At 64.2% G+C, this 25,992-nt stretch carries 30 protein-coding genes; 14 read left to right on the forward strand and 16 right to left on the reverse strand.

Annotation, left to right across the window (positions count from 1 at the left end; genetic code table 11):
* Nucleotide 1 precedes the first annotated feature (1 nt).
* The gene (locus BM338_RS09285) at nucleotides 2-1,261 is read right to left on the reverse strand and encodes an NAD(P)/FAD-dependent oxidoreductase (RefSeq protein ID WP_090450603.1); all 1,260 of its coding nucleotides are present in this window, start codon (nucleotides 1,259-1,261) and stop codon (nucleotides 2-4) included.
* Between the two features lie 65 nt (nucleotides 1,262-1,326).
* Here BM338_RS09285 and BM338_RS09290 point away from each other — a divergent pair, with 65 nt between their 5' ends.
* The 5 genes from BM338_RS09290 (at nucleotide 1,327) to BM338_RS09310 (ending at nucleotide 5,752) form a co-directional block, all read left to right on the forward strand.
* Nucleotides 1,327-2,628 (forward strand): hypothetical protein, encoded by a 1,302-nt coding sequence (locus BM338_RS09290; protein ID WP_255367241.1) that lies wholly within the window; start codon nucleotides 1,327-1,329, stop codon nucleotides 2,626-2,628.
* 56 nt (nucleotides 2,629-2,684) lie between these two features.
* Nucleotides 2,685-4,022 (forward strand): hypothetical protein, encoded by a 1,338-nt coding sequence (locus tag BM338_RS09295; RefSeq protein ID WP_090450604.1) that lies wholly within the window; start codon nucleotides 2,685-2,687, stop codon nucleotides 4,020-4,022.
* A gap of 150 nt (nucleotides 4,023-4,172) precedes the next feature.
* Nucleotides 4,173-4,748: a C40 family peptidase gene (locus BM338_RS09300; RefSeq protein WP_177229282.1), complete on the forward strand. Its 576-nt coding sequence runs from the start codon at nucleotides 4,173-4,175 to the stop codon at nucleotides 4,746-4,748.
* Between the two features lie 99 nt (nucleotides 4,749-4,847).
* Entirely contained in the window at nucleotides 4,848-5,300 is a 453-nt protein-coding gene (locus BM338_RS09305; RefSeq protein WP_090450605.1) for a MarR family winged helix-turn-helix transcriptional regulator, read from the forward strand.
* 23 nt (nucleotides 5,301-5,323) lie between these two features.
* A complete protein-coding gene (locus BM338_RS09310; RefSeq protein ID WP_090450606.1) occupies nucleotides 5,324-5,752 on the forward strand; it encodes an organic hydroperoxide resistance protein in 429 nt (142 codons plus the stop codon).
* A gap of 69 nt (nucleotides 5,753-5,821) precedes the next feature.
* Here BM338_RS09310 and BM338_RS09315 read toward each other — a convergent pair whose 3' ends face one another.
* Both BM338_RS09315 and BM338_RS09320 read right to left on the reverse strand, forming a co-directional pair.
* Entirely contained in the window at nucleotides 5,822-6,307 is a 486-nt protein-coding gene (locus BM338_RS09315) for an FKBP-type peptidyl-prolyl cis-trans isomerase (protein ID WP_090450607.1), read from the reverse strand.
* A gap of 52 nt (nucleotides 6,308-6,359) precedes the next feature.
* Complete coding sequence (locus BM338_RS09320) at nucleotides 6,360-7,595, reverse strand: MFS transporter (RefSeq protein WP_090450608.1); 1,236 nt, start codon at nucleotides 7,593-7,595, stop codon at nucleotides 6,360-6,362.
* Nucleotides 7,596-7,730: 135 nt separating this feature from the next.
* On the opposite strand from BM338_RS09320, the gene BM338_RS09325 reads away from it, so the two are divergent.
* The 3 genes from BM338_RS09325 to BM338_RS09335 all read left to right on the forward strand — a co-directional run bounded on the left by BM338_RS09325 (nucleotide 7,731) and on the right by BM338_RS09335 (nucleotide 10,333).
* Nucleotides 7,731-8,387 (forward strand): class I SAM-dependent methyltransferase, encoded by a 657-nt coding sequence (locus BM338_RS09325; RefSeq protein ID WP_090450609.1) that lies wholly within the window; start codon nucleotides 7,731-7,733, stop codon nucleotides 8,385-8,387.
* A 130-nt stretch (nucleotides 8,388-8,517) separates the two neighbouring features.
* Nucleotides 8,518-9,828, forward strand: a complete 1,311-nt coding sequence (locus BM338_RS09330; protein WP_090450610.1) for a DEAD/DEAH box helicase — start codon at nucleotides 8,518-8,520, stop codon at nucleotides 9,826-9,828.
* Between the two features lie 103 nt (nucleotides 9,829-9,931).
* A complete protein-coding gene (locus tag BM338_RS09335; protein ID WP_177229283.1) occupies nucleotides 9,932-10,333 on the forward strand; it encodes a DoxX family membrane protein in 402 nt (133 codons plus the stop codon).
* Between the two features lie 378 nt (nucleotides 10,334-10,711).
* Here BM338_RS09335 and rimJ read toward each other — a convergent pair whose 3' ends face one another.
* From rimJ to BM338_RS09350, 3 genes are all read right to left on the reverse strand, one after another.
* On the reverse strand, nucleotides 10,712-11,263 hold the full coding sequence (gene rimJ / locus BM338_RS09340) for a ribosomal protein S5-alanine N-acetyltransferase (protein ID WP_090450612.1): 552 nt from the start codon (nucleotides 11,261-11,263) through the stop codon (nucleotides 10,712-10,714).
* Entirely contained in the window at nucleotides 11,260-12,102 is an 843-nt protein-coding gene (fghA, locus tag BM338_RS09345) for an S-formylglutathione hydrolase (protein WP_090450613.1), read from the reverse strand. Before fghA ends, rimJ begins: the two co-directional genes overlap by 4 nt.
* 63 nt (nucleotides 12,103-12,165) lie before the next feature.
* On the reverse strand, nucleotides 12,166-12,915 hold the full coding sequence (locus BM338_RS09350; protein ID WP_090450614.1) for an SDR family NAD(P)-dependent oxidoreductase: 750 nt from the start codon (nucleotides 12,913-12,915) through the stop codon (nucleotides 12,166-12,168).
* Between the two features lie 119 nt (nucleotides 12,916-13,034).
* Between BM338_RS09350 and BM338_RS09355 the strand changes: the two genes are divergently transcribed.
* Both BM338_RS09355 and BM338_RS09360 read left to right on the forward strand, forming a co-directional pair.
* Nucleotides 13,035-14,900, forward strand: a complete 1,866-nt coding sequence (locus BM338_RS09355; protein WP_090450615.1) for a DEAD/DEAH box helicase — start codon at nucleotides 13,035-13,037, stop codon at nucleotides 14,898-14,900.
* A 115-nt stretch (nucleotides 14,901-15,015) separates the two neighbouring features.
* Complete coding sequence (locus BM338_RS09360) at nucleotides 15,016-15,804, forward strand: dioxygenase family protein (protein ID WP_090450616.1); 789 nt, start codon at nucleotides 15,016-15,018, stop codon at nucleotides 15,802-15,804.
* A gap of 1 nt (nucleotide 15,805) precedes the next feature.
* On the opposite strand, the gene BM338_RS09365 is transcribed toward BM338_RS09360, so the two are convergent.
* Together BM338_RS09365 and BM338_RS09370 are read right to left on the reverse strand one after the other, a co-directional pair.
* Entirely contained in the window at nucleotides 15,806-16,132 is a 327-nt protein-coding gene (locus BM338_RS09365) for a cupredoxin domain-containing protein (RefSeq protein WP_090450617.1), read from the reverse strand.
* Nucleotides 16,129-17,082, reverse strand: coding sequence for a metallophosphoesterase family protein (locus tag BM338_RS09370; protein ID WP_090450618.1), 954 nt, complete (start codon nucleotides 17,080-17,082; stop codon nucleotides 16,129-16,131). The genes BM338_RS09365 and BM338_RS09370 overlap by 4 nt, the downstream gene beginning before the upstream one ends.
* Before the next feature lie 161 nt (nucleotides 17,083-17,243).
* Here BM338_RS09370 and BM338_RS09375 point away from each other — a divergent pair, with 161 nt between their 5' ends.
* A complete protein-coding gene (locus BM338_RS09375) occupies nucleotides 17,244-17,816 on the forward strand; it encodes a sigma-70 family RNA polymerase sigma factor (RefSeq protein WP_090450619.1) in 573 nt (190 codons plus the stop codon).
* Complete coding sequence (locus BM338_RS09380) at nucleotides 17,803-18,561, forward strand: anti-sigma factor family protein (RefSeq protein ID WP_090450620.1); 759 nt, start codon at nucleotides 17,803-17,805, stop codon at nucleotides 18,559-18,561. Before BM338_RS09375 ends, BM338_RS09380 begins: the two co-directional genes overlap by 14 nt.
* Before the next feature lie 82 nt (nucleotides 18,562-18,643).
* On the opposite strand, the gene BM338_RS09385 is transcribed toward BM338_RS09380, so the two are convergent.
* Nucleotides 18,644-19,030 (reverse strand): YkgJ family cysteine cluster protein, encoded by a 387-nt coding sequence (locus BM338_RS09385; protein ID WP_090450621.1) that lies wholly within the window; start codon nucleotides 19,028-19,030, stop codon nucleotides 18,644-18,646.
* A gap of 103 nt (nucleotides 19,031-19,133) precedes the next feature.
* On the reverse strand, nucleotides 19,134-20,000 hold the full coding sequence (locus BM338_RS09390; RefSeq protein ID WP_090450622.1) for a KPN_02809 family neutral zinc metallopeptidase: 867 nt from the start codon (nucleotides 19,998-20,000) through the stop codon (nucleotides 19,134-19,136).
* A 126-nt stretch (nucleotides 20,001-20,126) separates the two neighbouring features.
* On the opposite strand from BM338_RS09390, the gene BM338_RS09395 reads away from it, so the two are divergent.
* Entirely contained in the window at nucleotides 20,127-20,522 is a 396-nt protein-coding gene (locus BM338_RS09395; RefSeq protein ID WP_090450623.1) for an MAPEG family protein, read from the forward strand.
* Nucleotides 20,523-20,526: 4 nt separating this feature from the next.
* Here BM338_RS09395 and BM338_RS09400 read toward each other — a convergent pair whose 3' ends face one another.
* Together BM338_RS09400 and BM338_RS09405 are read right to left on the reverse strand one after the other, a co-directional pair.
* Nucleotides 20,527-21,294 carry a class I SAM-dependent methyltransferase gene (locus BM338_RS09400; protein WP_090450624.1) on the reverse strand — a complete coding sequence of 256 codons (768 nt, stop codon included), beginning with the start codon at nucleotides 21,292-21,294 and terminating at the stop codon, nucleotides 20,527-20,529.
* Between the two features lie 29 nt (nucleotides 21,295-21,323).
* Nucleotides 21,324-22,877 (reverse strand): TerC family protein, encoded by a 1,554-nt coding sequence (locus tag BM338_RS09405; protein ID WP_090450625.1) that lies wholly within the window; start codon nucleotides 22,875-22,877, stop codon nucleotides 21,324-21,326.
* A gap of 170 nt (nucleotides 22,878-23,047) precedes the next feature.
* Between BM338_RS09405 and BM338_RS09410 the strand changes: the two genes are divergently transcribed.
* A complete protein-coding gene (locus BM338_RS09410; protein WP_090450626.1) occupies nucleotides 23,048-23,863 on the forward strand; it encodes a CPBP family intramembrane glutamic endopeptidase in 816 nt (271 codons plus the stop codon).
* 37 nt (nucleotides 23,864-23,900) lie between these two features.
* On the opposite strand, the gene BM338_RS09415 is transcribed toward BM338_RS09410, so the two are convergent.
* From BM338_RS09415 to rsfS, 4 genes are all read right to left on the reverse strand, one after another.
* Nucleotides 23,901-24,467 (reverse strand): Maf family protein, encoded by a 567-nt coding sequence (locus tag BM338_RS09415; protein ID WP_090450627.1) that lies wholly within the window; start codon nucleotides 24,465-24,467, stop codon nucleotides 23,901-23,903.
* 29 nt (nucleotides 24,468-24,496) lie between these two features.
* Nucleotides 24,497-24,946, reverse strand: a complete 450-nt coding sequence (locus tag BM338_RS09420) for a GNAT family N-acetyltransferase (RefSeq protein WP_090450628.1) — start codon at nucleotides 24,944-24,946, stop codon at nucleotides 24,497-24,499.
* A gap of 61 nt (nucleotides 24,947-25,007) precedes the next feature.
* Complete coding sequence (gene rlmH, locus BM338_RS09425; RefSeq protein ID WP_090450629.1) at nucleotides 25,008-25,478, reverse strand: 23S rRNA (pseudouridine(1915)-N(3))-methyltransferase RlmH; 471 nt, start codon at nucleotides 25,476-25,478, stop codon at nucleotides 25,008-25,010.
* Nucleotides 25,479-25,563: 85 nt separating this feature from the next.
* Nucleotides 25,564-25,953 carry a ribosome silencing factor gene (gene rsfS / locus BM338_RS09430; protein WP_090450630.1) on the reverse strand — a complete coding sequence of 130 codons (390 nt, stop codon included), beginning with the start codon at nucleotides 25,951-25,953 and terminating at the stop codon, nucleotides 25,564-25,566.
* Between the last annotated feature and the right edge of the window lie 39 nt (nucleotides 25,954-25,992).

Below are 25,992 nucleotides of genomic sequence, written 5' to 3' on the forward strand. Positions count from 1 at the left end.
GCTAGAGCCGGAACCGTGCCGGCGCATAAGGCGACGGATCGATCGATGGTGTACGTCCATTCACTAGAGCGTCCACCAACTCGCCCGTGGCGGCGGACATGCTGACGCCGAGCATGCCGTGTGCCGTAGCCAACAGCAGGTTCGACCAGCGCGTGCTCTGCCCGATGATTGGCACTTCGTCCACGCTCATCGGCCGCCAGCCCCACCATTCTTCCAGCAGCTCGGGGCCCTCGGGTTCGTGCAAAGCGGCCGCGGCGCCACGGCGCAATGCATCCAGGCGGGTGCGATTGAGGCCTTCGGCGTAGCCGGAAAACTCCATCGTGCTGCCTAGCCGGTAGCCACTGCCCCAGGTGGTGACGCACACCGCCGCCTCGCGCAACACCAGGGCCTGCCTTGGTGCGCGCACGGGCCGAGTATAGGTAAGTGAATACCCTTTGCCGGGCTGCATCGGCAAACGCAAATCCAGCATGCGCCCAAGCAGTGGCGACCAGGCGCCCAGCGCCATCACCACCCGCTCGCCCTGAAATACGCCGCGCGTCGTGCGCACATGCGAGACGCGGCCATCCTGCGTACCGAATTGGTCGATCCGCGCACCGCTTTCGATCACGCCGCCCAGTTCGCGTACGCGACGCGCCAGCTCGGCCGCATAGCGATCCGGACGCAGCTGGGCATCGCCCGGATGAAACAGCCCACCGGCCACACCCGGTTTCAACGCGGGCTCGGCCGCCTCCACTTCATCGCCGCGCAGGCGTCGTACCTCGACACCGAGCCGGTCGAGCACCTGGGCGTGGTGAAGCTCATCCGCCGCCAGCATGGCCGGCGTGCGGTAAACGTACAGCTCGCCCGGATTGACGAACTCGCAATCCAGCCCGTCGCCGCGCACCAGCGATTCCAGCAAGCCGCGCGAGCGCTGCAGGATCGCCGAGCGCGCGACCGCGGCCCGTTCGAAGTCGCGCCAGTTGCAGCGGCGCGCAAAACCAAGCAGCCAACGCAGGCGCTCCAGGTCGGGGCGGGGGTTGAGATAGAGCGGCGCATCGCCGCGGAACATCGAGCGCAGCGCCACGCCCAGCATGCCCGGCATGGCCAGCGGCGCGGCATGGCTGGGCGTAATCGTGCCGCAGTTCCCATGCGAACTGCCGCAACCCGGCGTACCCTGCTCCAGCACCCGCACGGAGGCACCGGACTTCAACAAATAATAGGCACAGGCGAGGCCGATGACGCCGCCGCCAAGAACAAGTACATCACTGCGCGAAGCATCCATCGGGTTATTGTAGCCACGCCGAAGGTTCTTCCCGTCTTCTGCCCTCATCCCCAAGGGTACGAGTCATGGAAATTGCCGATGCCTTATTCGCAATACGTTTCCGCGCCCTGATCCTGGGTGCCTTGCTGCCGTGCCTGTTCCTGCCTTGCCAGGTCATGGGCACAGAGCAGGCCGGCGCTTCCACGGCGCAGCCCCCGCCTCGCGATTTCCTCAGCGACATGCAACCGCTGAAGAATGACCTGCAGCGCTATCGCTACCTCGCCGACATACTTGTGCGCCTTCCGCTGGAGCAGCGCCTTATCGCGCAACAGCTGCTTGCCACGGCCGAGAACGAGCTCGGCCTGTACGACGAGGCTGTGCGCGACTTCCCCTTCGACAACCGCGTCCCGTTCAAGGGCGACCTGCCCCAGCCGGACGAATGGCAGGCCGACGATGCCGTGGATGCCATCACCAAGCTGGCCGCCGACCGCCGCATTGTGATGATCAACGAGGCGCATCACGACGCCCACACGCGCGCACTCACCCTCGCCCTGCTGCCGCGTCTGCGCGCAGAGGGCTTCACCCACTTTGCCGCAGAAGCGCTGAGCGATAGCGACACCGGCCTGATGCAGCGTGGCTACCCCGTCGTCGCCAGCGGCAGCGAATACCTGCACGAACCGCTGTACGGAGAAATCGTGCGCCAGGCGATCAAGCTTGGCTTTGTAGTAGTGCCTTACGAATCCGAAGGCGGCGACCTGGCCGAACGCGAGGCCGGCCAGGCGCGACAGCTCTATCGCAAGGTATTCCAGGCCGACCCCAAGGCGCGCTTGTTCGTGCACGCCGGCTACGCGCACATCGACAAGACAGCAGGCAATCTGGGCGGCAAGGTGCAGCCCATGGCCATGCTGCTCAAACGCCTCAGCGGCTTCGACCCACTGACGATCGACCAGACCCGGTGGCGCGATATCGGCTCCGATATCGGCAGCAACAACTACCGGCAGCTGATCGCCCTTTATCAGCAGCAGGTGCCTGTGGTGCTGCGAAGGCGTAGCGACGGCACGCCATGGAGCGCGGACCCGGCTGCCCACGATCTCGACGTGCTGCTGCCTCCCGTCGGCCATCAGCGCCGCCCACGCTGGCTGGCACTCGACGGCCAGCGCACGTCGCACCTGATCACCACCGAACTCTGCACCAACCACATCCCTTGCGTCGTTGAGGCCCGCTACACCCAGGAAAGCGAGGATGCCATCCCTGCCGACCGCTACACCTTCCTCAACGTGGACAGCATGAACAGCCTCTACCTCTATCCCGGCTCCTACCACCTGCGCAGCTGGGATGCCGACGGCCGCACGCTGACCCAGCGCAACATCACCGTACCCAAGCCATGAGTTTCTTGCTGCGCCGCGTTTGCGCTAGGTTCCGTTTTATTCCAGGGGGGGAATACATGATCATAGTCAGACGTGCCGCAACAATCCTGTGCATGGCCGCGCTAGCGTTTGCTACAGCCAGCCACGCCCGTGGCGTCGATCCGTCCACACAGGAATTGTTCAAAGCCATTCGCCCGCTGACGGATGACCTCGCGCGCTATCGCTACCTGGCCGGCGCCATGCGCAAGCTGCCGCCGGACGACCGCATGGTGGCGCGACAACTCCTGGCCACTACCGAGAACGAACTCGGCATGTACGCCGAAGCGCTGGCTGAGTTCCCCATCGACAGCCGCAAGGTCTACACCGGGCCGCTGCCGCAACCTGGCGAATGGCAGGCGGTGGATGCCGCCGAAGCCATCGCGCGACTGGCGGCGGAACGTCGCGTGGTGATGGTCAACGAAGCCCACCATGATGCGCATACGCGGCAACTCACTCTGGCATTGCTACCACGCCTGCGCGCGCTCGGCTTTACTCATTTCGCATTGGAAGCGCTTGGCGACCGTGACGAGACACTCGCCGCGCGCGGCTATCCCACCTGGAGCAGTGGCAGCGAATACATGCACGAGCCCGTGTTTGGCGAGATCGTGCGCAAGGCCATCGCACTCGGCTTCATCATCGTGCCCTACGACGCCGACAGCGATACAGCACAAGGGCGCGAAAGCGGACAAGCCAGAAATCTCTATCAACGCGTACTCACCGGACATCCCGAAGCGCGGCTGTTCGTGCATGCCGGCTATGCGCACATCGACAAGACCAAGGGGCGGCTGGGCGATGCGTCACCCATGGCGGCGCAACTGAAGGAACTGAGCGGCATCGAACCGCTCTCTATCGACCAAACTCAGTTCCGCGAAGCCAATCCGCGCCTGCCGCTGTTTGCCTACGATCAACTTGTGGCCTCGTTCCAGCCTACCCAGCCGATCGTGTTGCTTCATCGCGGCGACGATCATGCCTGGAGTTCGGAACCCTTGCTGCACGACATCAGCGTGATCCTGCCGCCAGACAAGAACGCTGCCGATATCGGCAAGGAGCAACCCAGCTGGTACACGCTCGACGGCCAGGCCGTCGCCGCTAAATCATGGGCCAGCAGCGGCTTGCGCCCCGACTGGCTTTCGCTGCAGGGACAGCGCTACCCGATGCCGATCAACACCACGCTGTGTGGCGGCACACTGCCGTGTGTGGTTGAGGCTTATTACCAACGCGAACCGTATGAGGCCGTAGCAGCCGATCGTTACGCGTTTTTGCAGCCCGACACCAAGAGCATGCTCTATCTATTTCCCGGTACGTATCGGCTGCGCGCAAAGAACGCCGATGGCAAGACGCTGAGCGAGCAGACGGTCTCCATCACCGCGCGCTGATCACCCGCACCAACCCAGAACCAAGCCAGATCCTGCTCCAGCTCAACCTGACGCACCCTTATCACGACAGAGCTTCGTCCAAATCCTGAAGACTTCAATCCAACTCATTGATTTGATAACCTCGGCGCCAACTTGTGCCGAGGTTGTCATATGCGCTTGGGTCCCGCCGCCAGCACCGCTTCCCAGCCGGCATCACTGCACACCTTGCGCATCGCCCTGCTGGGGGCCGCACTGCTCCTGCTGGCGGCCTGTTCCAGCGCACCGCGCCGGCCGCAACCGACGTACAAAGATTCGCGTTCTTCGTTGGCCGGCCTGCCTGCGCGGGCACCGTCGGCGGCCAGCACCGGCACTGCCAACGACGTGCTGTTCCGCGCCATCGCGCTGGTCGGCACACCGTATCGCTGGGGCGGCAATACGCCGGACGGCGGTTTTGATTGCAGCGGGCTGGTCGATTACATCTACCGCCAGGCCGCCGGACTGCAGCTGCCGCGCACCTCGCGCGAGATGTCGGCGATGGACGGGCGCAAGGTCAGCCAGATGACTGAGCTGGCCAGCGGCGATCTGGTGTTCTTCGGCAGTCGCAGTGGTATCAGCCATGTCGGCGTGTACGTGGGCAAGGGCCGCTTTGTGCACGCGCCGAACAGCGGCGGCACCGTGCGGCTGGATGACATCGACGGGCCGTACTGGAAGGACCACTTTGCTTACGGCAAGCGCCTGCTGGACTGACCCGGCGCTCCTCCCCCATCTCCTTTGAAGCCGCCGCCTATCGCATCGATTGGAAATTTCAATTGTACACAATTTAATTTTGTACTCATGATGGCTCTCATGAAACGCACCCCGCCCTCCTCGGTACTGCTCGATCAACAGCTCTGCTTCGCGCTGTACGCAGCGTCGCGCTCGGTGACCGCCGCCTACCGTCCGCTACTGGAATCGCTGGGGCTGACCTATCCACAGTACCTGACCATGCTGGTGCTGTGGGAACAGGACGGGCTGACCGTGCGCGAACTCGGTGACCGCCTGCAGCTGGATTCCGGCACGCTGACGCCGCTGCTCAAGCGGCTGCAACAGGCCGGGCTGGTCAGCCGCCAGCGCCGCCGCAGTGATGAGCGCGAAGTGGAAATCCGCCTGACCGCCGAAGGAGAAGCGCTGCGCGAGCCCGCTAAAGCTGTGCCGGAGTGCATGGCGGCACGGCTGTGCCTCAGCAGCGAAGACATGCAACGCCTGCGCGACGAACTTAAACAACTGGCCGCGCAGTTATCCCAGCCCACCCAAGTCTGACTCCCCACCAAGGACATCCGCACATGAGCATCAACAAGATCCTCTACACCGCCACCGCCACCGCCAAGGGCGGCCGCGAAGGCCATATCCACAGCAGCGACGGCGTCCTCGACTTTGACCTGAAGGTGCCGAAGGAACTCGGCGGTCCGGGCGGCGCCGGCAGCAATCCGGAGCAACTGTTTGCAGCTGGCTATGCGGCTTGCTTCGAAGGCGCGGTGCGGTACGTCGCCCGCGAGAAGAAAGTGGCGCTGACCGAAGCATCCGTCACTGGCCACGTGGGTATCGGTCCGCGCGAACCGAGCGGTTTCGGCATCGCGGTGCAGCTGGAAGTAAGCCTGCCAGGCATCGATCGCGCGGTTGCTCAGGAGCTGGTGGATGTGGCGCATCGGGACATCTGCCCGTATTCGCACGCCACCCGCGGCAATGTGGATGTGAAGATCACATTGGTCTGATCCTCCTCGCTCGCGCAAACGACAACGGCGCCTTTCGGCGCCGTTGTGTTATTCCGGATTTAAATGCGCTCAGTGCGCTTCAGCACCCGGCGGATGCGCGTGGCCGTGCTGGATCTCTTCTTCGGTGCCATCTCGCACTTCGTTGATGGTCACGTCGAAGTGCAGCGACTTGCCGGCCATCGGGTGATTCATGTCCACGTCGACCGTGGTCATGCCGACCTTATGCACCACCACTGCGCGGTGACCGCCTTCCTTTAGCGCCAGCACCGTGGTCATGCCCGGCTTGAGCTTGGCAGCCTGCTGGAAATACTTCTTCGGCACGCGCTGGATCATGCCTTCCTGACGTTCGCCATAGCCTTCGGCCGGCGCCACTTCCACCTGCAGATTCTCGTCGGCGCCGTGGTCTTCCAGCGCCTTCTCCAGACCGGGGATCAGCTGGCCATGGCCCAGCAGCACCCACAGCGGCTCGTTGCGATCGAGCGAGCTCTCTACCTTCTCGCCGTCCACCGTAAGGGTGTAGTGCAGCGAGATGACCTTGTCCTTGCCAGCCTTCATTGCCTGTCTCGTGATGTGTACAAAGCGGCGATTCTAGCAGTTTCGCCGCCAGTCACTCGGCCCGCTTCCCGCCGAAGCCTACGCCCCGGGCCTCTGGCCCCAGCCAGACCAGCAAAGCCAGAACCAGCGCGATACCGGCAATCCAGGTGCTCATGGCAAAGGCCAGATCGCCGCCGTGCCAGGAGGCGATCTGATTTTGCGCATTGGCCGTATACGCGGCCAGCAGATTGCCTAGCTGGTAGGCCACGCCCGGCAGCGTGCCGCGCACCGCGTCCGGCGACAGTTCGTTCAAATGCGTCGGCACTACACCCCAGGCACCCTGCACCATCACCTGGATCAGGAACGCACCCACCGCGAGCCACAGCATGGAGCCGCCATACATCCATAGCGGTATCACCGGGATCGCCAGCAACGCCGCCGTGATCATTGTCCGGCGCCGCCCGATACGTTCGGACAAGGCGCCGAAGAACAGGCCGCCCACCATCGCGCCCAGATTAAGCATGGCCACCAGCAGGAAAGCCGCGCCCGAGCCGCTGGGCAAATGCAGATTCACTTCCTCGAAGGTGTGATACATATCCTGCGAGCCATGGCTGAACATGTTGAACGCGGCCATCAGCAGTGTGAGGTAGAGCGCCAGCTTCCAGTGCCCGCGCATTTCCTCGAACAGACCGCGCTTCTTGCGCTCTTCCTTGCTGGCCTGCCACACCGGCGACTCCGGCACACTGCGGCGGATATAAAGCACCAGCAATGCAGGTGCGGCGCCAACGATAAACAAGCCGCGCCAGCCGATGTGATCCACCAGCAGCCAGTTCACCAGCGCACCGAGAAAGAAGCCGCAGGGATAGCCACTCTGCAGCAGGCCGGAAACCAAGCCGCGCGCCTTCGCCGGAATCGTCTCCATCGCCAGCGATGCGCCCAGCCCCCATTCACCGCCCATCGCCACGCCAAACATGAAGCGCAACACCAGGAACACGCTGAGCGATGGCGCGAACGCGGTCGCCAGCTCGAACACTGAAAACAGAATCACATCGAGCATCAGGATCGGCCGGCGCCCGTAGCGGTCGGCCAGACGTCCAAACAGCAGCGCACCGAGTGGCCGCGCCGCCAGAGTGAGGAACAGGCCGTAGATCACGTCGGCCTTGTCCGCACCAAACTCCTTCGACACCGCCACGATCACAAAGGTGAGCAGGAAGTAGTCGAACGCATCCAGCGTCCAGCCCAGGAAGCTCGCCAGCACGGTGTGGCGCTGGGTGGCATTCAATTCCTTCAAAGGCGCGAGCAAGGACATCGGAAGGCTCCGCTTGGCTGGCAGCAAGTGGCACACGAGACACCAACGAACGCGAATGCGCAAGGGTTGTTCTCGTGTGGCATCTCCATGTGGTCGGCGCTAGGCTGCGGACATAGCCTGCATCTGCCGAGGATGATGGAACGCCTCCCCCGCCAGCGCATCGCCGACTTCTACGACGGCTACATCCAGCGCAGCTATGTGCGCGGCAAACTCGCCTCCGATCCGGTGTATGCCGCCACCGCCGAAGCCCTCAACGGCACGGCACTGCCGTTGCTCGACATCGGCTGCGGCATCGGTCTGCTCGGCCTCTATCTGCATAGCCAGGGCGCACTACCGCAATATCTGGGCCTGGACCACGACGAGCGGAAGATCTACGCCGGCATGATCGCCGTACGTCGCGCCGGACTCGAGCATGTGATGGAACTGCGCCAGGCCGACGCCGAAGCGATGCCTCCAGTGCAAGGCCATGTCGCCCTGCTCGACATGCTGCATTACCTGTCGCGCGACGCGCAGCAGTCGCTGCTGGCGCGCAGCGTGCAACACCTGGCGCCGAACGGTGTGCTGGTGATCCGTAGCGTGCTGCGCAATTCGAGCTGGCGCTTCCATGCGACCCGCGCCGAAGAGGTGTGGCTACGCCTGAGCGGGCGCATCCGGGGCGGTGCGCAGCACTTCCCTCGCGCCGAAGAACTGAGCCTGCCGCTGGAAGCCGCCGGCCTGACCGTTACCATCGAGCCCCTGTTCGGTTCTACGCCGTTCAACAGCTATCTGGTGCTCGCGCGGCGGCTCAGCTGAACCATCCTGGCGAGCTTTGGCAGAAAAGTCCCTATTTAAGCTATACTTGCCGGCGCGGCACCTGCCGCCTCTCCCCTACTGAACACTGCAACGCGGTTCGAATACGCTCCGGGTTGCCCTAGGAGCTTCCATGTCTTTCGAATCGCTGGGCCTTGCGCCCGCGTTGTTGCGTGCGCTTGCCGAACAAGGCTACGCCAACCCCACCCCGATCCAGGCCGGCGCCATTCCGCTGGTGCTGGAAGGCCACGATCTGCTTGCTGCCGCGCAAACCGGCACCGGCAAGACCGCTGCCTTCGCCCTGCCACTGCTGCAGAAGCTTTCCACCGGCCGCGAGACCCAGACGCGCCGCCCGCGTGCGCTGATCCTCACCCCGACGCGCGAGCTGGCCGCCCAGGTCAACGACAACCTGCGTGACTACGGCAAACACATCCGCGTGAGCACCACCACCATCTTCGGCGGTGTCAGCATGGGCCCGCAGATGCAGGCGCTGCGCCGTGGCGTGGACGTAGTGATCGCTACGCCGGGCCGCCTGATCGACCACATGCAGCAGCGCTCGGTGGATCTCTCCGGCGTGGAAGTGCTGGTGCTGGACGAAGCCGACCGCATGCTCGACATGGGCTTCCTGCCCGCGCTCAAGCGCATCCTCAGCGCGCTGCCGCGTCAGCGTCAGACCCTGCTGTTCTCCGCTACCTTCGCACCGCCGATCAAGGCGCTGGCCATGCAGTTCATGCATGAGCCGCGTGAGGTTTCGGTAACGCCCGCGAACACAGTCGCGACCACGGTGAGCCATCACGTGCACCCGGTGGACGCAGCGAAAAAGCGCGACTTGCTGCTGCACATGCTGTCGCAGGACAGCCGCCGCCAGACCCTGGTGTTCAGCCGCACCAAGCATGGTGCCGACAAGCTGGTGCGCTTCCTGGAAGTCGGTGGCCTGCGCGCCGCCGCCATCCACGGCAACAAGAGCCAGAACGCCCGCACCCGTGCGCTGAGCGACTTCAAGAACGGTCGCGTCACCGTGCTGGTCGCCACCGACATCGCCGCGCGCGGCATCGACATCGATCAGCTGCCCATCGTGATCAACTTCGATCTGCCGATGGTCGCTGAAGATTACGTGCACCGCATTGGCCGTACCGGCCGCGCCGGTGCCGAAGGCCTGGCCGTATCGCTGGTCAGCCACGATGAATCCGGCCTGCTGCGCGACATCCGTCGCCTGCTCAAGCAAGAGATCGCGATTGCCGAAGTGCCCGGTTACGAGCCTTCGCATCCGCTGCGCCTGGATGCCGGCGCACCGCGCCCGGTGCAGGGCCAGCGTCAGCCGCGTCCTGCGCGCACCCCGTCGCATCGCCCGCATGGTCATGCGCAGCAAGGCAATACCGAGCGCGCCAGCGAAGGCAACCGCAAGCGCCGCCCGCGCCGCCGCAATCCCGCCGCCAAGGCCTGATGCAGCGAGGATCGGCTAGACCCCATGGTCTAGCCGATCCGACAAATACCGCACACGCAGTCACCTGCCGATCATGAGCCGCTCGCCTTCAAAGAGCGGCTCCATGCATCCAGTGTTTCAGTGGTCGTTGATCGTTCTACGCGTCGCCTTCGGCACGCTGTTCGTCTTCTCCGGACTCAACGACTTCTTCCACTTCTGGCAGCCGCCAGCGCCCACGACCCCACAATCGCAGATCTTCATGCAAGGCCTGCAGGGCAGCGGCTACCTGATCCCGTTGCAAGGCGCCGTCTACACCCTCAGCGGACTGGCCCTGATCGCCAACCGCTTCGTCCCCCTCGCCTTGGTAGTACTCGCGGCCCCGACCGCCGTCATCGTCGGCTACCACGCCGTGATGGAGTGCCACCCACTGGGCCCAAGCCTGATCGTCCTGGCCACGCATCTGCTGCTCGCATGGCAACAGCGCAAGACACTGTCAGTACTGTTCCAACCGCGGCCTTCGGTTTGAAACACATCATCCGCTCTTCACATGCGATGCAAAGTGAGCCTGTAACTGGCTCCGGTGCGATGGTGAGGGCTAGACCAAGTCCTGAAGAGAACTATCCCGACGCCTGACACTGGAAAAGGCACGACTACAGAGCGCACCGCCTGCTCTGAGGCCATTTCTCTTTGGTTACTTTCTCTTTGGGCCAGCAAAGAGAAAGTGACTCCGACCGCGGCAGCGGTTCGAAAGCCCGCGGCAGGCGAGCCAGGGCACGCAGACGCTAAAACCGAGCGACAACGCCACTGGATCCCTGCCTACGCAGGGATGACGAAGTAGGGAAAGATGTCGCAAGCGCCGAACCCTCACCCCAACCCTCTCACGAAGGAAGAGGGCGCAAGAGCATCACTCCGACGCGCTAACCAACGCCGTCAACACATGATCCTCCCACACCCCCGCAATCTGCAGATACCGCCTCGCATACCCCTCCCGCTCAAACCCAAGTCCCTCCAACAAACGCCCACTACGCTCATTACGCGGCATGTAATTCGCCATCACCCGATGCAGCCCGAGCCCGTCAAACGCCCACGCCAACCCGGCAACCAACGCCTCCCGCATGATCCCCTGCCCCTGCCAGCGTGCAGCCACGCCATAACCCAGATGGCAGGCCTGGAAAGCACCACGCACCACGTTGGACAGATTGAACGTCGCCAACACCTCCCGCTCGTCGGCGTCGAACACTAGAAAGGGATAGCTGCGGTCCAGGCGTACGAACTCGCGCAACTCGGCGATGGTCTGCGCGCAATACGCCAGAGTGAAGTAGCGCTCCTCGCGCTGCGGCTCCCACGGCGCGAAATGCTCGCGGTTCTCTATGCGATAGCGCAGCAGCGCCGGCGCATCCGCTTCCGTCATCACACGACAAACGGTGCGCACCGTTTCCAGACGCGGCTCGATCATCCCAGCGCCCGCGCGTGATGCCGCAGATGATCGTCCATGAAACTGGCGATGAAGTAATAGCTGTGGTCATAACCTGCATGGCGGCGCAGCTGCAGTGACTGCCCCGCTTCGGCACAAGCCTGGTCGAACAGTTCGGGCCGCAGTTGCTCGGTAAGAAACCGGTCGGCTTCGCCCTGGTCGATCAGGATGGTGCCCGGGAACGTTTGCTGCCGCACCAGTTCGCAGGCGTCATACGCGACCCATGCCTCTGGCCGGTCGCCGAGGTAGCACGGCAATGCCTTCTGCCCCCATGGCACCTGGCTCGGCGCCACGATCGGCGCGAAGGCAGAGACCGAGCGATAACGCTGCGGATGCTTCAGCGCGATGGTCAATGCACCATGTCCGCCCATCGAATGGCCGCAAATGCCACTGCGCGCCGGATCGATCGGGAAGTTCGACGCCAGCAAGGCCGGCAACTCATCCACGACATAACTGTGCATGCGGAAGCGTTTCGACCACGGCGCCTGCGTGGCATCGACATAAAAGCCCGCGCCCTCGCCGAATTCCCAATCGCCCGTCGCACCTTCGATACCGGTGTCGCGTGGGCTGGTGTCGGGCATGACCAGAATCAGGCCCAGCTCAGCGGCCAGGCGTTGCGCGCCGGCCTTGATCGTCGCAGTTTCCTCGGTGCAGGTAAGGCCCGCCAGAAAGTACAGCACCGGACACGAGCCGTTCGCCGCCTGCGGTGGCTGGTACACCGCGAATCGCATCGAACCGCCGCAGGCCTCCGAAGCATGGCGATAAAACCCCTGCACACCACCGAAGCACGCCTGCTCGGAAATTGTTTCGATTGCACTCATGGTCATACTTCACCTGCACGTCCGGACCGCGATAATAATCGCCGCACGATCTGCTTTCGCAACTCAGCGCTCCTGATCGGTAGGACGCAGCAGCACTTCGTTGATGCACACGTGCGATGGCCGCGTGACGCAGAACAGGATGGTGTCGGCGATGTCTTCCGGTTGTAGCTGGCGCATCTCCGCCACGCGCGCCTCCACCGCCTGTCGCGCACCGGCATGACCGATGTGCTCGCGCAACTCAGTGGCCACCATGCCCGGCTCGATCACGCTGACGCGGATGTTGTCCTTGTACACCTCGCGGCGCAGCGATTCGGAAAAGCCTACGACGCCGAACTTGGTCGCCGCATACGCCGCCGCGTTCGGATTCGCCACGCGCCCCGCCACCGATGACACGTTGACGATATGGCCGTCGCGACGCGCGCGCATCCCAGCCAGCGCAGCCTGGCTGGCAGCGATCAGACTGAGCACATTGAGCTCCAGCATCTGCCGCCAGCGGCCCAGATCGGCCTCGGCCACCGGCTCCAGGTACATCACGCCGGCGTTGTTGACCAGGATGTCCAGCCGGCCGTAATGCGCTTCAGTTTCCGTCACCACGCGCTGGGCTTCGGTTTCGGAGACCAGATCGGCGGTCAGCACCAGTGGCTCGGCACCGAGCGGTGCCAGCCGGGCGGCCAGGGCGTCCAGCCGGTCGCGCCGCCGGGCAGCGATGGCCACGCGAGCGCCGGCCTCAGCCAATGCCAGCGCCGTGGCCTCGCCGATACCCGAAGAGGCTCCTGTGACCAGGGCGACCCGGCCCTCCAGACGCTTTTGCATACGAATTCCTTGAAATAATTGAAGGTTCGGCTCGATCGAAGCTCGGCCCGGGCCTACCGGGCTGCTACAATAGCGACCATTCTCCTGCATGCCGTCGTGCATGCCATGTCGAGGTTCCCATGTCCTCCCCGTCTACGGATTCCACACCGGCAGCCGCTGGTTTTGCTGCGCTTGGGCTTCCCCCCGAAGTGCTACGCGTTCTGGCCGATGTCGGCTACGAGTCGCCATCGCCGATCCAGGCCGCCACCATTCCACCGCTGCTGCAAGGCCGCGATGTGCTCGGCCAGGCGCAGACCGGCACCGGCAAGACCGCCGCTTTCGCACTGCCGATCCTTTCGCGCATCGAACTGAAGCCCGGCAAGCCGCAGGCGCTGGTACTGGCGCCCACGCGCGAATTGGCCATCCAGGTGGCTGAAGCGTTCCAGCGCTATGCCGCGCATATGCCTGGCCTGCAGGTGCTGCCGATCTATGGTGGCCAGAGCTATGGCCCGCAGCTGCACTCGCTCAAGCGCGGCGTGCAGATTGTGGTCGGCACGCCCGGCCGTGTGATCGATCATCTGGATCGCGGCACGCTGGATCTGTCCGAGCTGAAATTCCTCGTGCTCGATGAAGCCGACGAAATGCTGCGCATGGGCTTTATCGACGACGTGGAAAAGGTGCTGCAGGCCACACCGCCGTCGCGCCAGGTGGCGCTGTTCTCGGCCACCATGCCGACGCAGATCCGCAAGATCGCGCAGCATCACCTGAAGGATCCGGTCGAGGTGACGATCAAGTCATCCACCACCACCGCCGCCAACATCCGCCAGCGCTACTGGTTCGTCAGTGGCCTGCACAAGCTGGATGCGATGACCCGCATCCTGGAAGCCGAGCCGTTCGACGCGATGATCATCTTCGCGCGTACCAAGCAGGCCACTGAAGAGCTCGCCGAGAAGCTGCAGGCGCGCGGCCTCGCCGCCGCCGCGATCAACGGCGACATCGCGCAGCCGCAGCGCGAGCGCGTGATCCAGCAACTGAAGGACGGCAAACTCGACATCCTGGTCGCCACCGACGTAGCCGCGCGTGGTCTCGACGTGGAACGCATCAGCCACGTGATGAACTACGACATTCCGTACGACACGGAAAGCTACGTGCACCGCATTGGTCGCACCGGCCGCGCCGGCCGCAGCGGTGAGGCGATCCTGTTCGTCACCCCGCGCGAAAAGGGCATGTTGCGCGCGATCGAGCGTGCCACGCGCCAGCCGATCGAAGAGATGAAGCTGCCCACCGTCGAAGCGGTGAACGATCAGCGCATCAACAAGTTCAAGCAACGCATCAGCGACACGCTGGCAGTCGGCGAACTGGCATTTTTCCAGCAGCTGATCGAGCAGTACGAGCAGGAACACAACGTGCCGGCGATCGAGATCGCCTCTGCGCTGGCGAGCATCGCCCAGGGCGACCAGCCGCTGTTGCTGACACCGCCACCGAAGCGCGAGTTCGCACCGCGTGAACGCGATGATCGTCGCCCCACCGAACGTGACAGCCGCGAAAGCCATGACCGTGGCGCACGCGAACACAAGCCACGCGAGCGCGACAGCGCACCGCGCGAGTTCGGCACGCGCCCGGTGCGTCCGCACCACACCGAGGAAGGCAAGCGCACCTATCGCGTGGAAGTCGGCCACGAGCATGGCGTGAAGCCGGGCAACATCATCGGCGCCATCGCCAATGAAGCCGGCCTGGAAAGCGGCTTTATCGGCCGCCTCAGCATCCGCGGCGAATACAGCCTGATCGACCTGCCCGATGGCATGCCGGCGGAAGTGTTCGAGCACCTGAAGAAGGTGTGGGTGAGCCAACAGCAGTTGCGCATCAAGGAATGGGATGGCAACGACAGTGGCGCGGCCGACACCCCGCCGCACAAGCCGGGCGGCTTTCGTCCGGGCGGCGGTGGCTTCAAGGGCAAGCCGCGTCCGCATGGCGCGGGCGGCGGCAAGCCGTTCAAGAAGCGCTGAACTGATGCACAGCGTTGCCCATCGTTCTGATCGGGCAACGCTTCGTTCCAGTACACACGGCTTATAAGCCAGCGCGACGCCCTTACTCTATGGCGGTCCCTTCGAGGTTACCGCCATGTCCGCCCTGCCCAGCCTGTACATCTCCCACGGCTCGCCGATGACCGCGCTACATCCCGGTCAGGTCGGTGTGCGCCTGGCCGAGCTGGCTCAGGCCATCGCGCGGCCCAAGGCCATCGTCATCGCTTCCGCGCACTGGCTGGCACGCCAGGTGTCGGTGGGCGGCGCGGTGCGCCCGGAAACCGTCCATGATTTCTACGGCTTTCCGCGCGAATTGTTTGATCTCCGCTATCCCGCGCCCGGCGCACCGGCGCTTGCCGCGCACATTGTCGAACTGCTGGACAAGGCCGGCCTTCCCACCATGCTCGATCCACAGCACGGACTCGATCACGGCGCGTGGGTACCGCTGCGCCTGCTCTATCCCGATGCCGACATTCCGGTCGTGCCGCTATCCATCCAGCCCGAACTCGGCCCGGCGCATCAGTACGCTGTCGGCCGCGCGCTCGCGCCGCTGCGCGACCAGGGTGTGCTGGTGATCGGCTCCGGCAGCATCACCCACAACCTGCACGATTTCCGCGAAGGCTATAGCGAAGAACGCGAAGCACCTTACGTGCGCCCTTTCATTGGATGGATCGAGCAGAAACTGCAGGAAGGCGATACGCAAGCTCTGCTCGACTATCGCCGGCAGGCGCCTTTCGCACAGCGCGCGCATCCCACCGACGAGCACCTGCTGCCACTGTTCGTAGCACTGGGCGCGGCCGGCGAACAGCCGACCGCGCAACGCATCGATGCCGGTATCGATCTCGGCTTCCTGGCCATGGATATCTACCGCTTCGACAGCCACTGATTCATTGCACGACGATGGTGCCAACCATCGTCGGGTGGATCGTGCAGTAGTACGCATAGGTGCCCGGCTTGGAGAACGTCACGGCATAGGTGTCACCGGTGTCCAGGGCTCGCGAAGGTGTGAACATCGCGCCTGCGCTGGTAACCACATGCGGCTCCTCGTCGCGGTTGGTCCACACCACTTTGGTTCCCGCTGGCACCGTGAGCGTCTTCGGCGAGAACGCGAAGTTGGTGATTTCCACGCGCGAATCCTTGGCCGCCGCGTGCGCCACGAAGGCGGGCTGGATCGCAAGAAGGCACAGTCCCAACACCCACGCCGTGTGCGTCATGACAGCACCTCGTCGGTTACCGCGAGCACCTGTTTGCCCTGCACATGCTTCACGTCGCGAATGCCCAGATACGTGTGCAGCGCGTTGGGCGCCACGTCTTTCATGGGCCCCGGCGCAGGGGCCGCTCCAGGTGCCGGTTGCGGATATGCCGTCGAACGTGCCGTGTAGAAGGTGATGGTTCCTTCCACTTTCTGCTGGATCTGGTGGATATGCCCGTTGAGCACGCTGACCGAACCGAAGCGGCGCAAATAACCCATCGCCTCCGCACTGTCATCCGTGCCCCAGCCCCATTCCGGATACAGCGACCACAGCGGCATATGCGCAAACACCACCACTGGCGTCTCGGCCGATAACGGCGCCAGGTCCTTCTTCAGCCAGACCAACTGCTCTGTGCCAAGCGAGCCCAGGCCACCGGCTTTCAGATTGAGCACATTGATCAGCCCGACGAAATGCACGCCGTGGTGATCGAAGCTGTACCAGCCGCCTGATTGCTGGCGCTCGCCGAAACGGCGGAAGAATTCGGCGCCGTTGTCGCCAATCACGTCGTGCTCGCCCGGTACGTAGAACGTGTGGCTGGCACGCGCTTCGCGCATCACTTCGGACAAGGTGTCGAACTCCTCCGGCCGCGAGAGATGGGTGAGATCGCCGGTATGCAGCAGGAAATCAGGACGCGCCTGCTGTGCGTTGATCTTCGCCAGCGAGGCGCGCAGGGTACCCACCACGTCCATGTTCGGCGCCTTGTGGAAGCCTATATGCGAATCGCTGATCTGCACGAAGCTGAAGCTGGCATCCTTCGCCGCGGCGGCGGCGCCATCCAGCGGCTGCGCATGCAGCACCCCGCCTTTCATCAGCCATAGCGTGCCCGCCCCGGCCCAGGCCATGCATTTGAGGAACTGGCGTCGCCCGCCGTCCTGGTTGTCACCGACTTGGTTAACGTTGTCATCTTGCATGTGGATTCGCTCCGCGCAGGGCGAATGGCCTGGATGGCCATCGCAGTCATGGACGTCCGGCACGCGCCGGGGTCTCTTCCTGCATTACCTGGCGAAGGAGCTGCCTATTCCGCCTTTCGAGCCCTGGGAATAAAGTCGTGGAAGTGGAGGTATTCCTTCTTATGCCCACTGGATCGACCAGCCCGACACCTGCCTTCGACGCGCGTTTCGAAACGCAGGTATTGCCGTGGCTGGACGCGGCCTACAACCTGGCGCGCTGGCTTGCGCGTGATGACGCGGATGCGCAGGACGTAGTGCAGGAATCGCTGCTGCGCGCACTGCGGTATTTCGACAGTTTTCGCGGCGGCGACGCGCGGGTGTGGCTGCTCGCGATCGTGCGCAACACCTTCTACACCTTGCGCAGCAAGCTGCCACCGGACCACCTGCGCGACGAGCTGGACGACGATGCCCATCCGCTGGTCGACGAGCATCCTTCGCCAGAAGCGCTTGCGCTGCTCGCGGTGGACGTCGGCTCCCTGCGGCTTGCGCTGGAACGCCTGCCGCATCCGCTGCGTGAAGTCATCGTGCTGCGCGAGCTGGAGGAATGCTCGTACAAGCAGATCGCTTCGATCACCGGGCAGAAGATCGGCACTGTCATGTCGCGGCTCGCACGCGCCCGCGAGCGCCTGAAAGCCGAGCTCACCCATCACCCAAGCCATCACACCGGGGAGGCGCGCCGCCATGACGTGCGATGACGCCAGGCTGCTACTGCACGCTTATCTGGACGACGAACTGGACGCCTCGCAGAGCGCGGCCATGGCCCGCCATCTGCAAGGTTGCGGAACCTGCGCCGCCAGCTATGGCGACCATGCGCGCCTGCGCAAGGCGCTGGCACAGTCGGAGCTTTATCAGCGCGCGCCCGAGGCATTACGCCAACGCTGGACGACCGCCAGCGCCAAGCCCGTAGCGCGCCCGCATCGCGCACGCTGGCCCCTGGCCATGGCCGCCGGCTTCGCAGGCGCCTTGCTGCTCACCAGCCCCGCCTGGATCACCGCCCTGCGGCCCCATGATCCAGGTCAGGAACTGGTGGTCGGCGAAGCCATCGCCGGCCATCTGCGCTCTCTGCAGCCGGAACATTTGATGGACGTGGTCTCCACCGACCAGCACACGGTGAAACCGTGGTTCGAGGGCAAGCTCGACTTCGCACCAAAGGTGAAAGACCTGGCCGGCGAAGGCTTTCCGCTGGCTGGCGGACGCCTGGATGCCATAGACGGGCACAGCGTCGCTGCGCTGATCTACAAGCGCCGGTTGCACGTGATCAACCTGTACCAGTGGCCGGTGGAAAGCGCGGAAACCGCACCGATGCAGGCGCAGCGGCATGGCTATACGGTGATCGGCTGGGCCGCCGCGGGCATGCGCTATGTGGCGGTTTCCGACGTCAACGAAGGTGAGTTGAAGCAGTTCGTGTTGGCGTTTCAGAACGACGCCGCAGCGCACTGACTAGACGTAAGCCCCTCTCCCTACGGGTCGCTGAAGGGAGAAGGCATTGATGACCAAGTGCTTCGCAATGGGCAGCGAGCTCTCAGGCGCTCTGCGGCAACGGCGGCGTCTCCGCACCCGGCGGATCGAGCCAATCCTCCGGCGTCAGCAACTGCAAGCCATGGGCGAGACGTGCCTTGTCGCACTGCAAGCTGGGTGCACCGGATTCCCAGGAGGGCACCACCTCCCGGCACACCGATGGCCGCCGCTCGTAAATCCCGCAGCTCACTGCTTCGCCCACGGTGCCATGCAAAGCAGCGCAGCGCGGCTGCGAGGCCTGAGTGCCACGCATCACCAGGCGGTGCGGATCCAGCGTCTCGGCAAGTTCCGGCGGCACCGTGCCGCCCAGGAATGCCTCGGCTTCGGACCAGTGGAAGGCCACACGAAAATGGGCGCAGCAGGCACCGCACCGCTGACAAGGATGGGCCATGGAGAGTTGACTGAGCGCACCCCAAGGCGCGCAGCGAGCGGATTCTAGAACGGCGAAGGCCCGCTTTGCAGCGGGCCTTCTGGGCTATATCCGGAACGGTCGCTCAGGGCGTGCCGCTGAAGGTGTTGCAGCTCCCCACGTTGCCGCTGTCGAAGCCGGTGCGGAACCACTTCACGCGCTGGGCCGAGGTGCCATGGGTGAACGAATCCGGCACCACGCGCCCGCGCGCCTGCTCCTGCAGGGCGTCGTCGCCGATCTTGCTGGCAGCGTTGAGGGCGGATTCGATATCGCCCGCCTGCAGCCACTGCAGGCGCTGCTGGCTATGGTTGGCCCACACGCCGGCGAAGCAATCAGCCTGCAACTCCTGGCGCACCGACAGGCCATCCGCGCCTTCCATGCGGGCGCCCTGGCGACGCGCCTTCTCCACCTGATCGAACACGCCGAGCAGGTTCTGCACGTGGTGGCCGACTTCGTGGGCGATCACATAGGCGCGCGCGAAATCGCCCGCCGCGTTAAAACGGTTCTGCAATTCCTGAAAGAACTGCACGTCCAGGTAGACCTTCTGGTCGCCCGGGCAATAGAACGGGCCCACTGCGGTGGAAGCCGCGCCGCAGGCGGTATTCACGCCGCCGCTGAACAGGTCCAGCTTGGGGTCCACGTATTGCTTGCCGTTGGCGGCAAAAATGTCTGCCCAGGTCTTCTCGGTGGAGCCGAGCACCGCGCTGACGAAATCTTTCTGCTGCGGGTCGACTTGCGCCGGCTGCCCGCTGGGTGCGGCGACCTGGCCGCCGCTGGTGTCGACCTGGCTGAGCAGTGCGGTCGGGTCCTTGAAGAACACCAGGCCCAGGATCGCCAGGATCACGATGCCGCCGATGCCCATGCCGCGGCCGCCGCCGAAACGCGGACCGCCACCACCGCCGCCGCTGTCGACCTCGACGTTCTGACTGCGTTCGCCTTTCTGCCAGTCCATGCGAGCCTCACCCTGCCGATTGGCACCGCCACCGGCGCCGCGTCGCGACGATAGCGCCTGCCAAGGCCTCCGCCAAGCATGCGCCAAGCTTTACAGTAGGCCACTTTTCAGCAAGGTTCCTCCTTCATGTCCCAGCATCTGCCTGCCGTGGTCGTCCTGCTTGCCGTATTGCTTCAGCTCGGCACCATGTTTGCCGTGGGGCGGGCCCGGATGCGCTATGGCGTCAAGGCACCGGCCACCAGCGGCCATCCGGATTTCGAGCGTGCCTTCCGCGTGCAGATGAATACGCTGGAAGCCGTGCTGGTGTTCCTGCCTTCGCTGTGGCTGGCGGTTCACTATGGCTCGCCGTTGTGGGCGGGATTGGCCGGGTTGGTATGGGTGGTGGGCCGCGTGTGGTATGCACTGGCCTACCTGAAAGATGCCGCCAAGCGCGAAGGCGGTTTCATGCTGGGTTCGATCGGCTGGCTGGCGACCCTGGCAATCGGCGTGATCGGGTTGGCCCGCGCGATCTTCGCCGGCTGATCGCTCAGCCAGGCGCGACGGCGCTCAATACCCACACGCAATGCGGCACCGCCATCGGTTCGACCGGATGGCGACTCGCGAGCCATTCCGCCAGCTCGGCATCGAAACGCGCGACGCCCGACGGGTCCAGCGAAGCGCCGACTCCCGCGCTTGCACGGATGCGTCCGCGCCAGTCCACATGGCTATACGGCACGGCCACGTCGTAAGAGAAGGTGCGCACCTCGGTGAAGCCGTTCTCGCGCACTTCCTTGAACCAGGCGGGATACAGACCAGTGCCGCCGCCCAGCTTCCATGCCGGGTTGTGCGCACGGATCAGCCGCTCAGTGTCGTCAACCATGTTGCCGGCGATCGGCAACCAATCGAAGTGCGCAATCACCAGGCGTCCGCCGGGCCGCAGCCAGCGCCGCACCAGCGCGGCAGTGCGCGGCCGGTCGAACCAGTGCCAGCATTGCCCAGCGGTGATCAGATCGAAGCTTGCCTCAGGCAGGTCCGCCTCTTCCACACGCGACTGCACTTGTCGCACCTGCACGCCATCGGCGCGATCCAGCTCGGCAGCCTGTGCCAGCAGCGCCGCCGAAGGATCCAGGCCAGTGACGGCGCAACCACGCAAGGCCAGCCCGCGCGCCACCGTGCCGGTACCGGTACCGATATCCAGTGCGATGTCGCCCACGTGCGCCAGATCTTCGTCGAACAGGCGCTGGAAAAAGGAATCCGGAAAGCCTGCACGATGCCTGGCGTAATCGCCGGCGGTCTTACCGAAGTCGATCTGCATACTGATCCCGATCCGAAAGGGCCAGCGGCTCAGTCCGCCGGTATGACCTTCAAGCGCTCAATGCGCGCACCATCCATCGCCATCACTTCGAATTGCAGCCCTTCGCTAGTGAAGCGATCACCGGCGCTTGGCAGGCGACCCAACTGCTCAAGCACATAACCGGCCAGCGTGGAAAAACTGCCATCGCTGGTGAGCTGGCGATCCAGCAGGTGCTCCACCCGGCGCAGATCCAAACTCCCGTCGAGCAACCAGGTACCGTTGGTTTCCTGTACAGCGGCGGGGTCGCCGCTGTCTTCATCGGGAAACTCGCCGGCGATCACTTCGAGCACATCGGTGGGTGTGACTAGGCCGAGCACACTGCCGTATTCGTCCACCACCAGCGCCACCTGCAAGGGCGAGCGACGGAATTCGTCAATGAGGCGCAGCACGCTGAGTGATTCCAGCACGGTCATCGGCTTGCGCACTACATTGTCGACGTCGACGCGGCCGTGCTCCAGCAAGCTTGCCAACAGATCGCGCGAGGATGCCACGCCGATCAGCTGATCCAGATCATCGCCGGCCACCGGCAACCAATGATGCGTGGACGAAGTCACTTCGGCGCGCAGAATCTCCGCACTCTCGCGCGGATCGATCCAGCTGATCTCCGGACGCGGCGTCATGATCGAGCGCACCGGCCGGTGCGCCAGATCCAGCACGCCCTGCACCATCGCCAGCTCATCTTTGCCGAACACCGCCATGCCGGTTTCCGCCACGGTCGATGTGGCCTTGGGTACGTCCTCTTCCTCTTCGCCACCCGCGCCCAGCAAACGGAGTACGGCACGCGCGGTGCGATCGCGCAGGTTGCGCGGACTGCTGAACAGCACGCGCTGGCGATTGCGGCGCATGGTTTGGTTGAACGCCTCGATCATGATCGAGAAGCCAATCGCCGCGTACAGATAGCCCTTCGGAATGTGGAAGCCCAGGCCTTCGGCCACCAGGCTGAAGCCGATCATCAGCAGGAACGACAGGCACAGGATCACCACAGTCGGCCGCGCGTTGACGAAAGCGGTAAGCGGCTTGCTGGCACTGATCATCAGCACCATCGCGATCACCACAGCGACCATCATGACGGAAAGCTGGTCAACCATACCCACCGCGGTGATCACCGAGTCGAGCGAGAACACCGCGTCGAGCACCACGATCTGCGTCACCACCAGCCAGAACCGCGCCTGCGCGCGGTTGGCGGATTCATTGTCGTCGCCGGCCTCCAGTCGCTCATGCAATTCCAGCGTGGCTTTGAACAGCAGGAACACACCGCCGAGCAACAGGATGATGTCGCGCCATGAAAGCGAAAAGCTCTGCCAGGTCAGGATCGGCGTGGTGAGTTTCACCAGCCACGACATCGCGCCAAGTAGCAGCAGGCGCATCACCAACGCCATGGTCAGGCCCATGATGCGAGCCCGGTCGCGCTGATGCGCCGGCAATTTGTCGGCGAGGATGGCGATGAAGACGAGGTTGTCGATGCCGAGCACGATCTCCAGCACCACCAGGGTGAGAAGACCTGCCCAGGCAGTGGGATCGGCCAGCCAGTCGAAAGCGAACATGGGTAGGCGCCTTAGCGCCAACTTCCTCCTTAAAAGATTTGGTCACTATACAGGCTGGTTCCGCAGCGACCATGCCGAAGGGCAGGATTGCGCGTGTGCGATCACGCCCTTAGCGTGTCCAGTGTCGGGAGACGGATGCCTTCGCCTGCCCTGCATACAGGACCCGCCCGATGGATGCCTCGCGCCTTGACCCCGTTTTCACGTCCTCCAGGCCGCCGCGCCTGCCGACGTTGTGGGCGGCGCTGGGGCTGATCGCGCTGTATTTTTTGCTGCAGCTTGCGATGAGCGTGGTAACGGGTCTTGTCATCGGGCTGGTGCTCGGCTTTCGCCAGGGCATGCACGGCGGCGATGTAATGGCGCAGATGCAAGGCCTGCTCATGCGCCCCGACGTCAACGCGACGATGGTGATACTGACCTTGGTGATCGCCGCCGGTGTGACTGTCCTGCTTGCCCGGCGTCTGTGGCCAACGTTGTGGACGCTGACGACGCCACCCGGCTTTGGCTTTGCAGCGCCAAAGCAACCATCGTTCTACGCCATCGCGTTTCTGCTCGGCCTGATCCTGCCTTTTGCCGGCGGTCTGCTGACCCAATGGCTCGCGCAAGGACACGAGGTAAGCCAGGACATCAAGCAGCTCGGTGCGCAAGCTTCACCGCTGCTACGTTTCCCGCTCGCACTTTTGGTGGTTACCGCGGGACCATTGGTGGAGGAGTTGCTATTCCGTGGCGTGCTGCTGTCGGCAGCGATGCGCTATGTCCCCGCAGGCACCGCTTCCTTCGCTACGGCGCTGCTGTTCGCCTGTGTGCATTTGCCCGATCTTGGTTTTCTCTGGTACGCCCTGCCCAATCTGCTATTGCTCGGGCTGATCCTGGCGTGGCTGCGTCTTCAGTCGGAATCGATCTGGCCGGCGGTGATCGCACACAGCGTCAACAATGCGCTGGCTGTGGTGTCGTGGTTTGTAATAGCTCCACCGGGCGCCACCTTGTAGGAGCGCACCCTGTGCGCGAAAGCCCTGAGTGAGCAGGTCAGCCCGGGGTGATGCCGAAGTCACGCAACAGTCGCGCCGTTTCGAACACGGGCAATCCCATGACACCGGTGAAGCTGCCTTCCAGATGCTCGATCAAGGTCGCACCGCGCCCTTGGATGGCATACGCACCCGCTCTGCCGAACGGTTCGCCACTGGCGACATAGGCGGCAATATCCTCATCGCTTAGCGCCGCGAAGCGCACGCGCGACACGCAGGTTTCACTTTGCGCACGCTCGCCCTGCACTGCCCATACCACCGAGATCGTTTCGTGCGTGCGCCCGGACAGTTTGCGCAGCATCGCGGAGGCATCCGCAGCATCGGCAGGTTTGCCGAAGACCTCGTCATCGAGCACCACTTCGGTATCCGCGCTCAACACCACAGCACCGTTGCCCAGGCTCGCCATACCGGCGCGCGCCTTGTCGCGCGCAACGCGGCTGACGTATTCGACCGGCGATTCGCCAGCGGCGCGTTGCTCCGGCACGTCCACATCAACCGGGGTGAAAGCGACGCCGATCTGTTCCAGCAATTGCCGCCGGCGCGGCGACTGCGAAGCAAGGTAAAGCATGGGCGAATATCCTTGAAGAGAAAGACCGATCAGAGCGTCAGGCTGTATTCGCGGAATGCCTCGTCACGCACCCAGCCCATCGATTCGTAGAGGCGCTGTGCCGGGTGATTGTCGTGCGCCGTAGAAAGCGAAAGCCCCGAAACACCCATCGCCCGCCCATGTGCTGCCGCGGCCTCAAGCAAAGCACGCGCAACGCCGAGCTTCCGTGCAGAAGGCACCACGAACAGATCGTTGAGCAGATACTTCCGCGTGGCGCGCACTGAGGAATACAAGGGATACATCTGGGTGAAGCCCACGCCCTGCCCCTGCCCGTCAAGCGCCAACAGAATCACCGACTCGCGATGCTGGAAACGCTCGGCGAGAAAGCGACGCGCCAACGGCAGATCCGACGGCTGCTGATAGAACTGGCGATACGCATCGAACAGCGGTGCGACGGTATCGAGGTCGTGAATCGTGGCCTGGCGAACAGTGACGGACATGGGAAACCCGGCGGCGTGGGGACGTACCGCCGAGCATAGCAAGCACACGTGGGACCACTCACTAGGCGCGGTGGTAAGGATGTCCCGCCAACAAGGTAGTGGCCCGGTACAACTGCTCCGCCAGCACCAGGCGTACCAGCATATGCGGCAAGGTCAGCGGACCCAGCGACCAGCGCTGATCGGCGCGCGCCAGCACCTCGGCTGCATGGCCGTCCGGCCCACCGATCAGAAACGCCAGATCGCGCCCCGACATGCGCCACTTCGCCAATTGCTCGGCGAGTTCTTCGCTGGACCAGGTCTTGCCACGTCCATCCAACGCAACCACATGGATGTCACGCGGCAGGGCGGCGAGGATCGCCGTGCCTTCATCCTGGATCGCGCGCGCGTCATCGCGTCCTTTGCCGCGTACACCGGGCTTGAGTTCGACCAGCTCCAGCGGCAGCTCGTGCGACAGCCGCTTGCGGTATTCGGCAAAGCCTTCCGCCACCCAGGCGGGCATGCGTTCACCAACGGCGATCAGGCGTGCGCGCATTCGGACCGGGAAAAAGAGAGCGAAAAAGAAACACCGCGCGCGTCAGAACGACGTCGCGCCGCAGTCATCGCACGTCAGCGGGCGATCAGCCCGCGTTGACGGCTTCGTTGTCGGCTTCGCGGTCGCCCACGGTCCACAGCCGCTCCAGGCCGTAGAACTCGCGGATGCGCGGGAGCATCACGTGGACGATCACGTCGCCCAGATCCACCAGCACCCATTCGGCTTCCTGCTCGCCTTCCACGCCGAGCGGCATCACGCCCGCCTTCTTGGCGAACTTGACCACTTCGTCGGCAATGGATTTGACGTGGCGTGCGGAGGTGCCGGAGCAGATAACCAGCAGATCGGCGATGGAGGTTTTGCCGCGGACGTCGATCTCGCGGACATCCTTGGCTTTCAGTTCGTCCAGCGCGTTGAGCACGTGCTGGCGGAGGGATTCGGCGTTGGCCGTTTTGCTACGTTGTAGGGTCTGACTCAAGTGCGTGTGCCTCGATGCGATATCGATGCGCGGGATGGC

Origin of the sequence: Dyella sp. OK004 (assembly GCF_900114495.1) — a bacterium.
In the GTDB taxonomy this organism is placed as follows: domain Bacteria; phylum Pseudomonadota; class Gammaproteobacteria; order Xanthomonadales; family Rhodanobacteraceae; genus Dyella_D.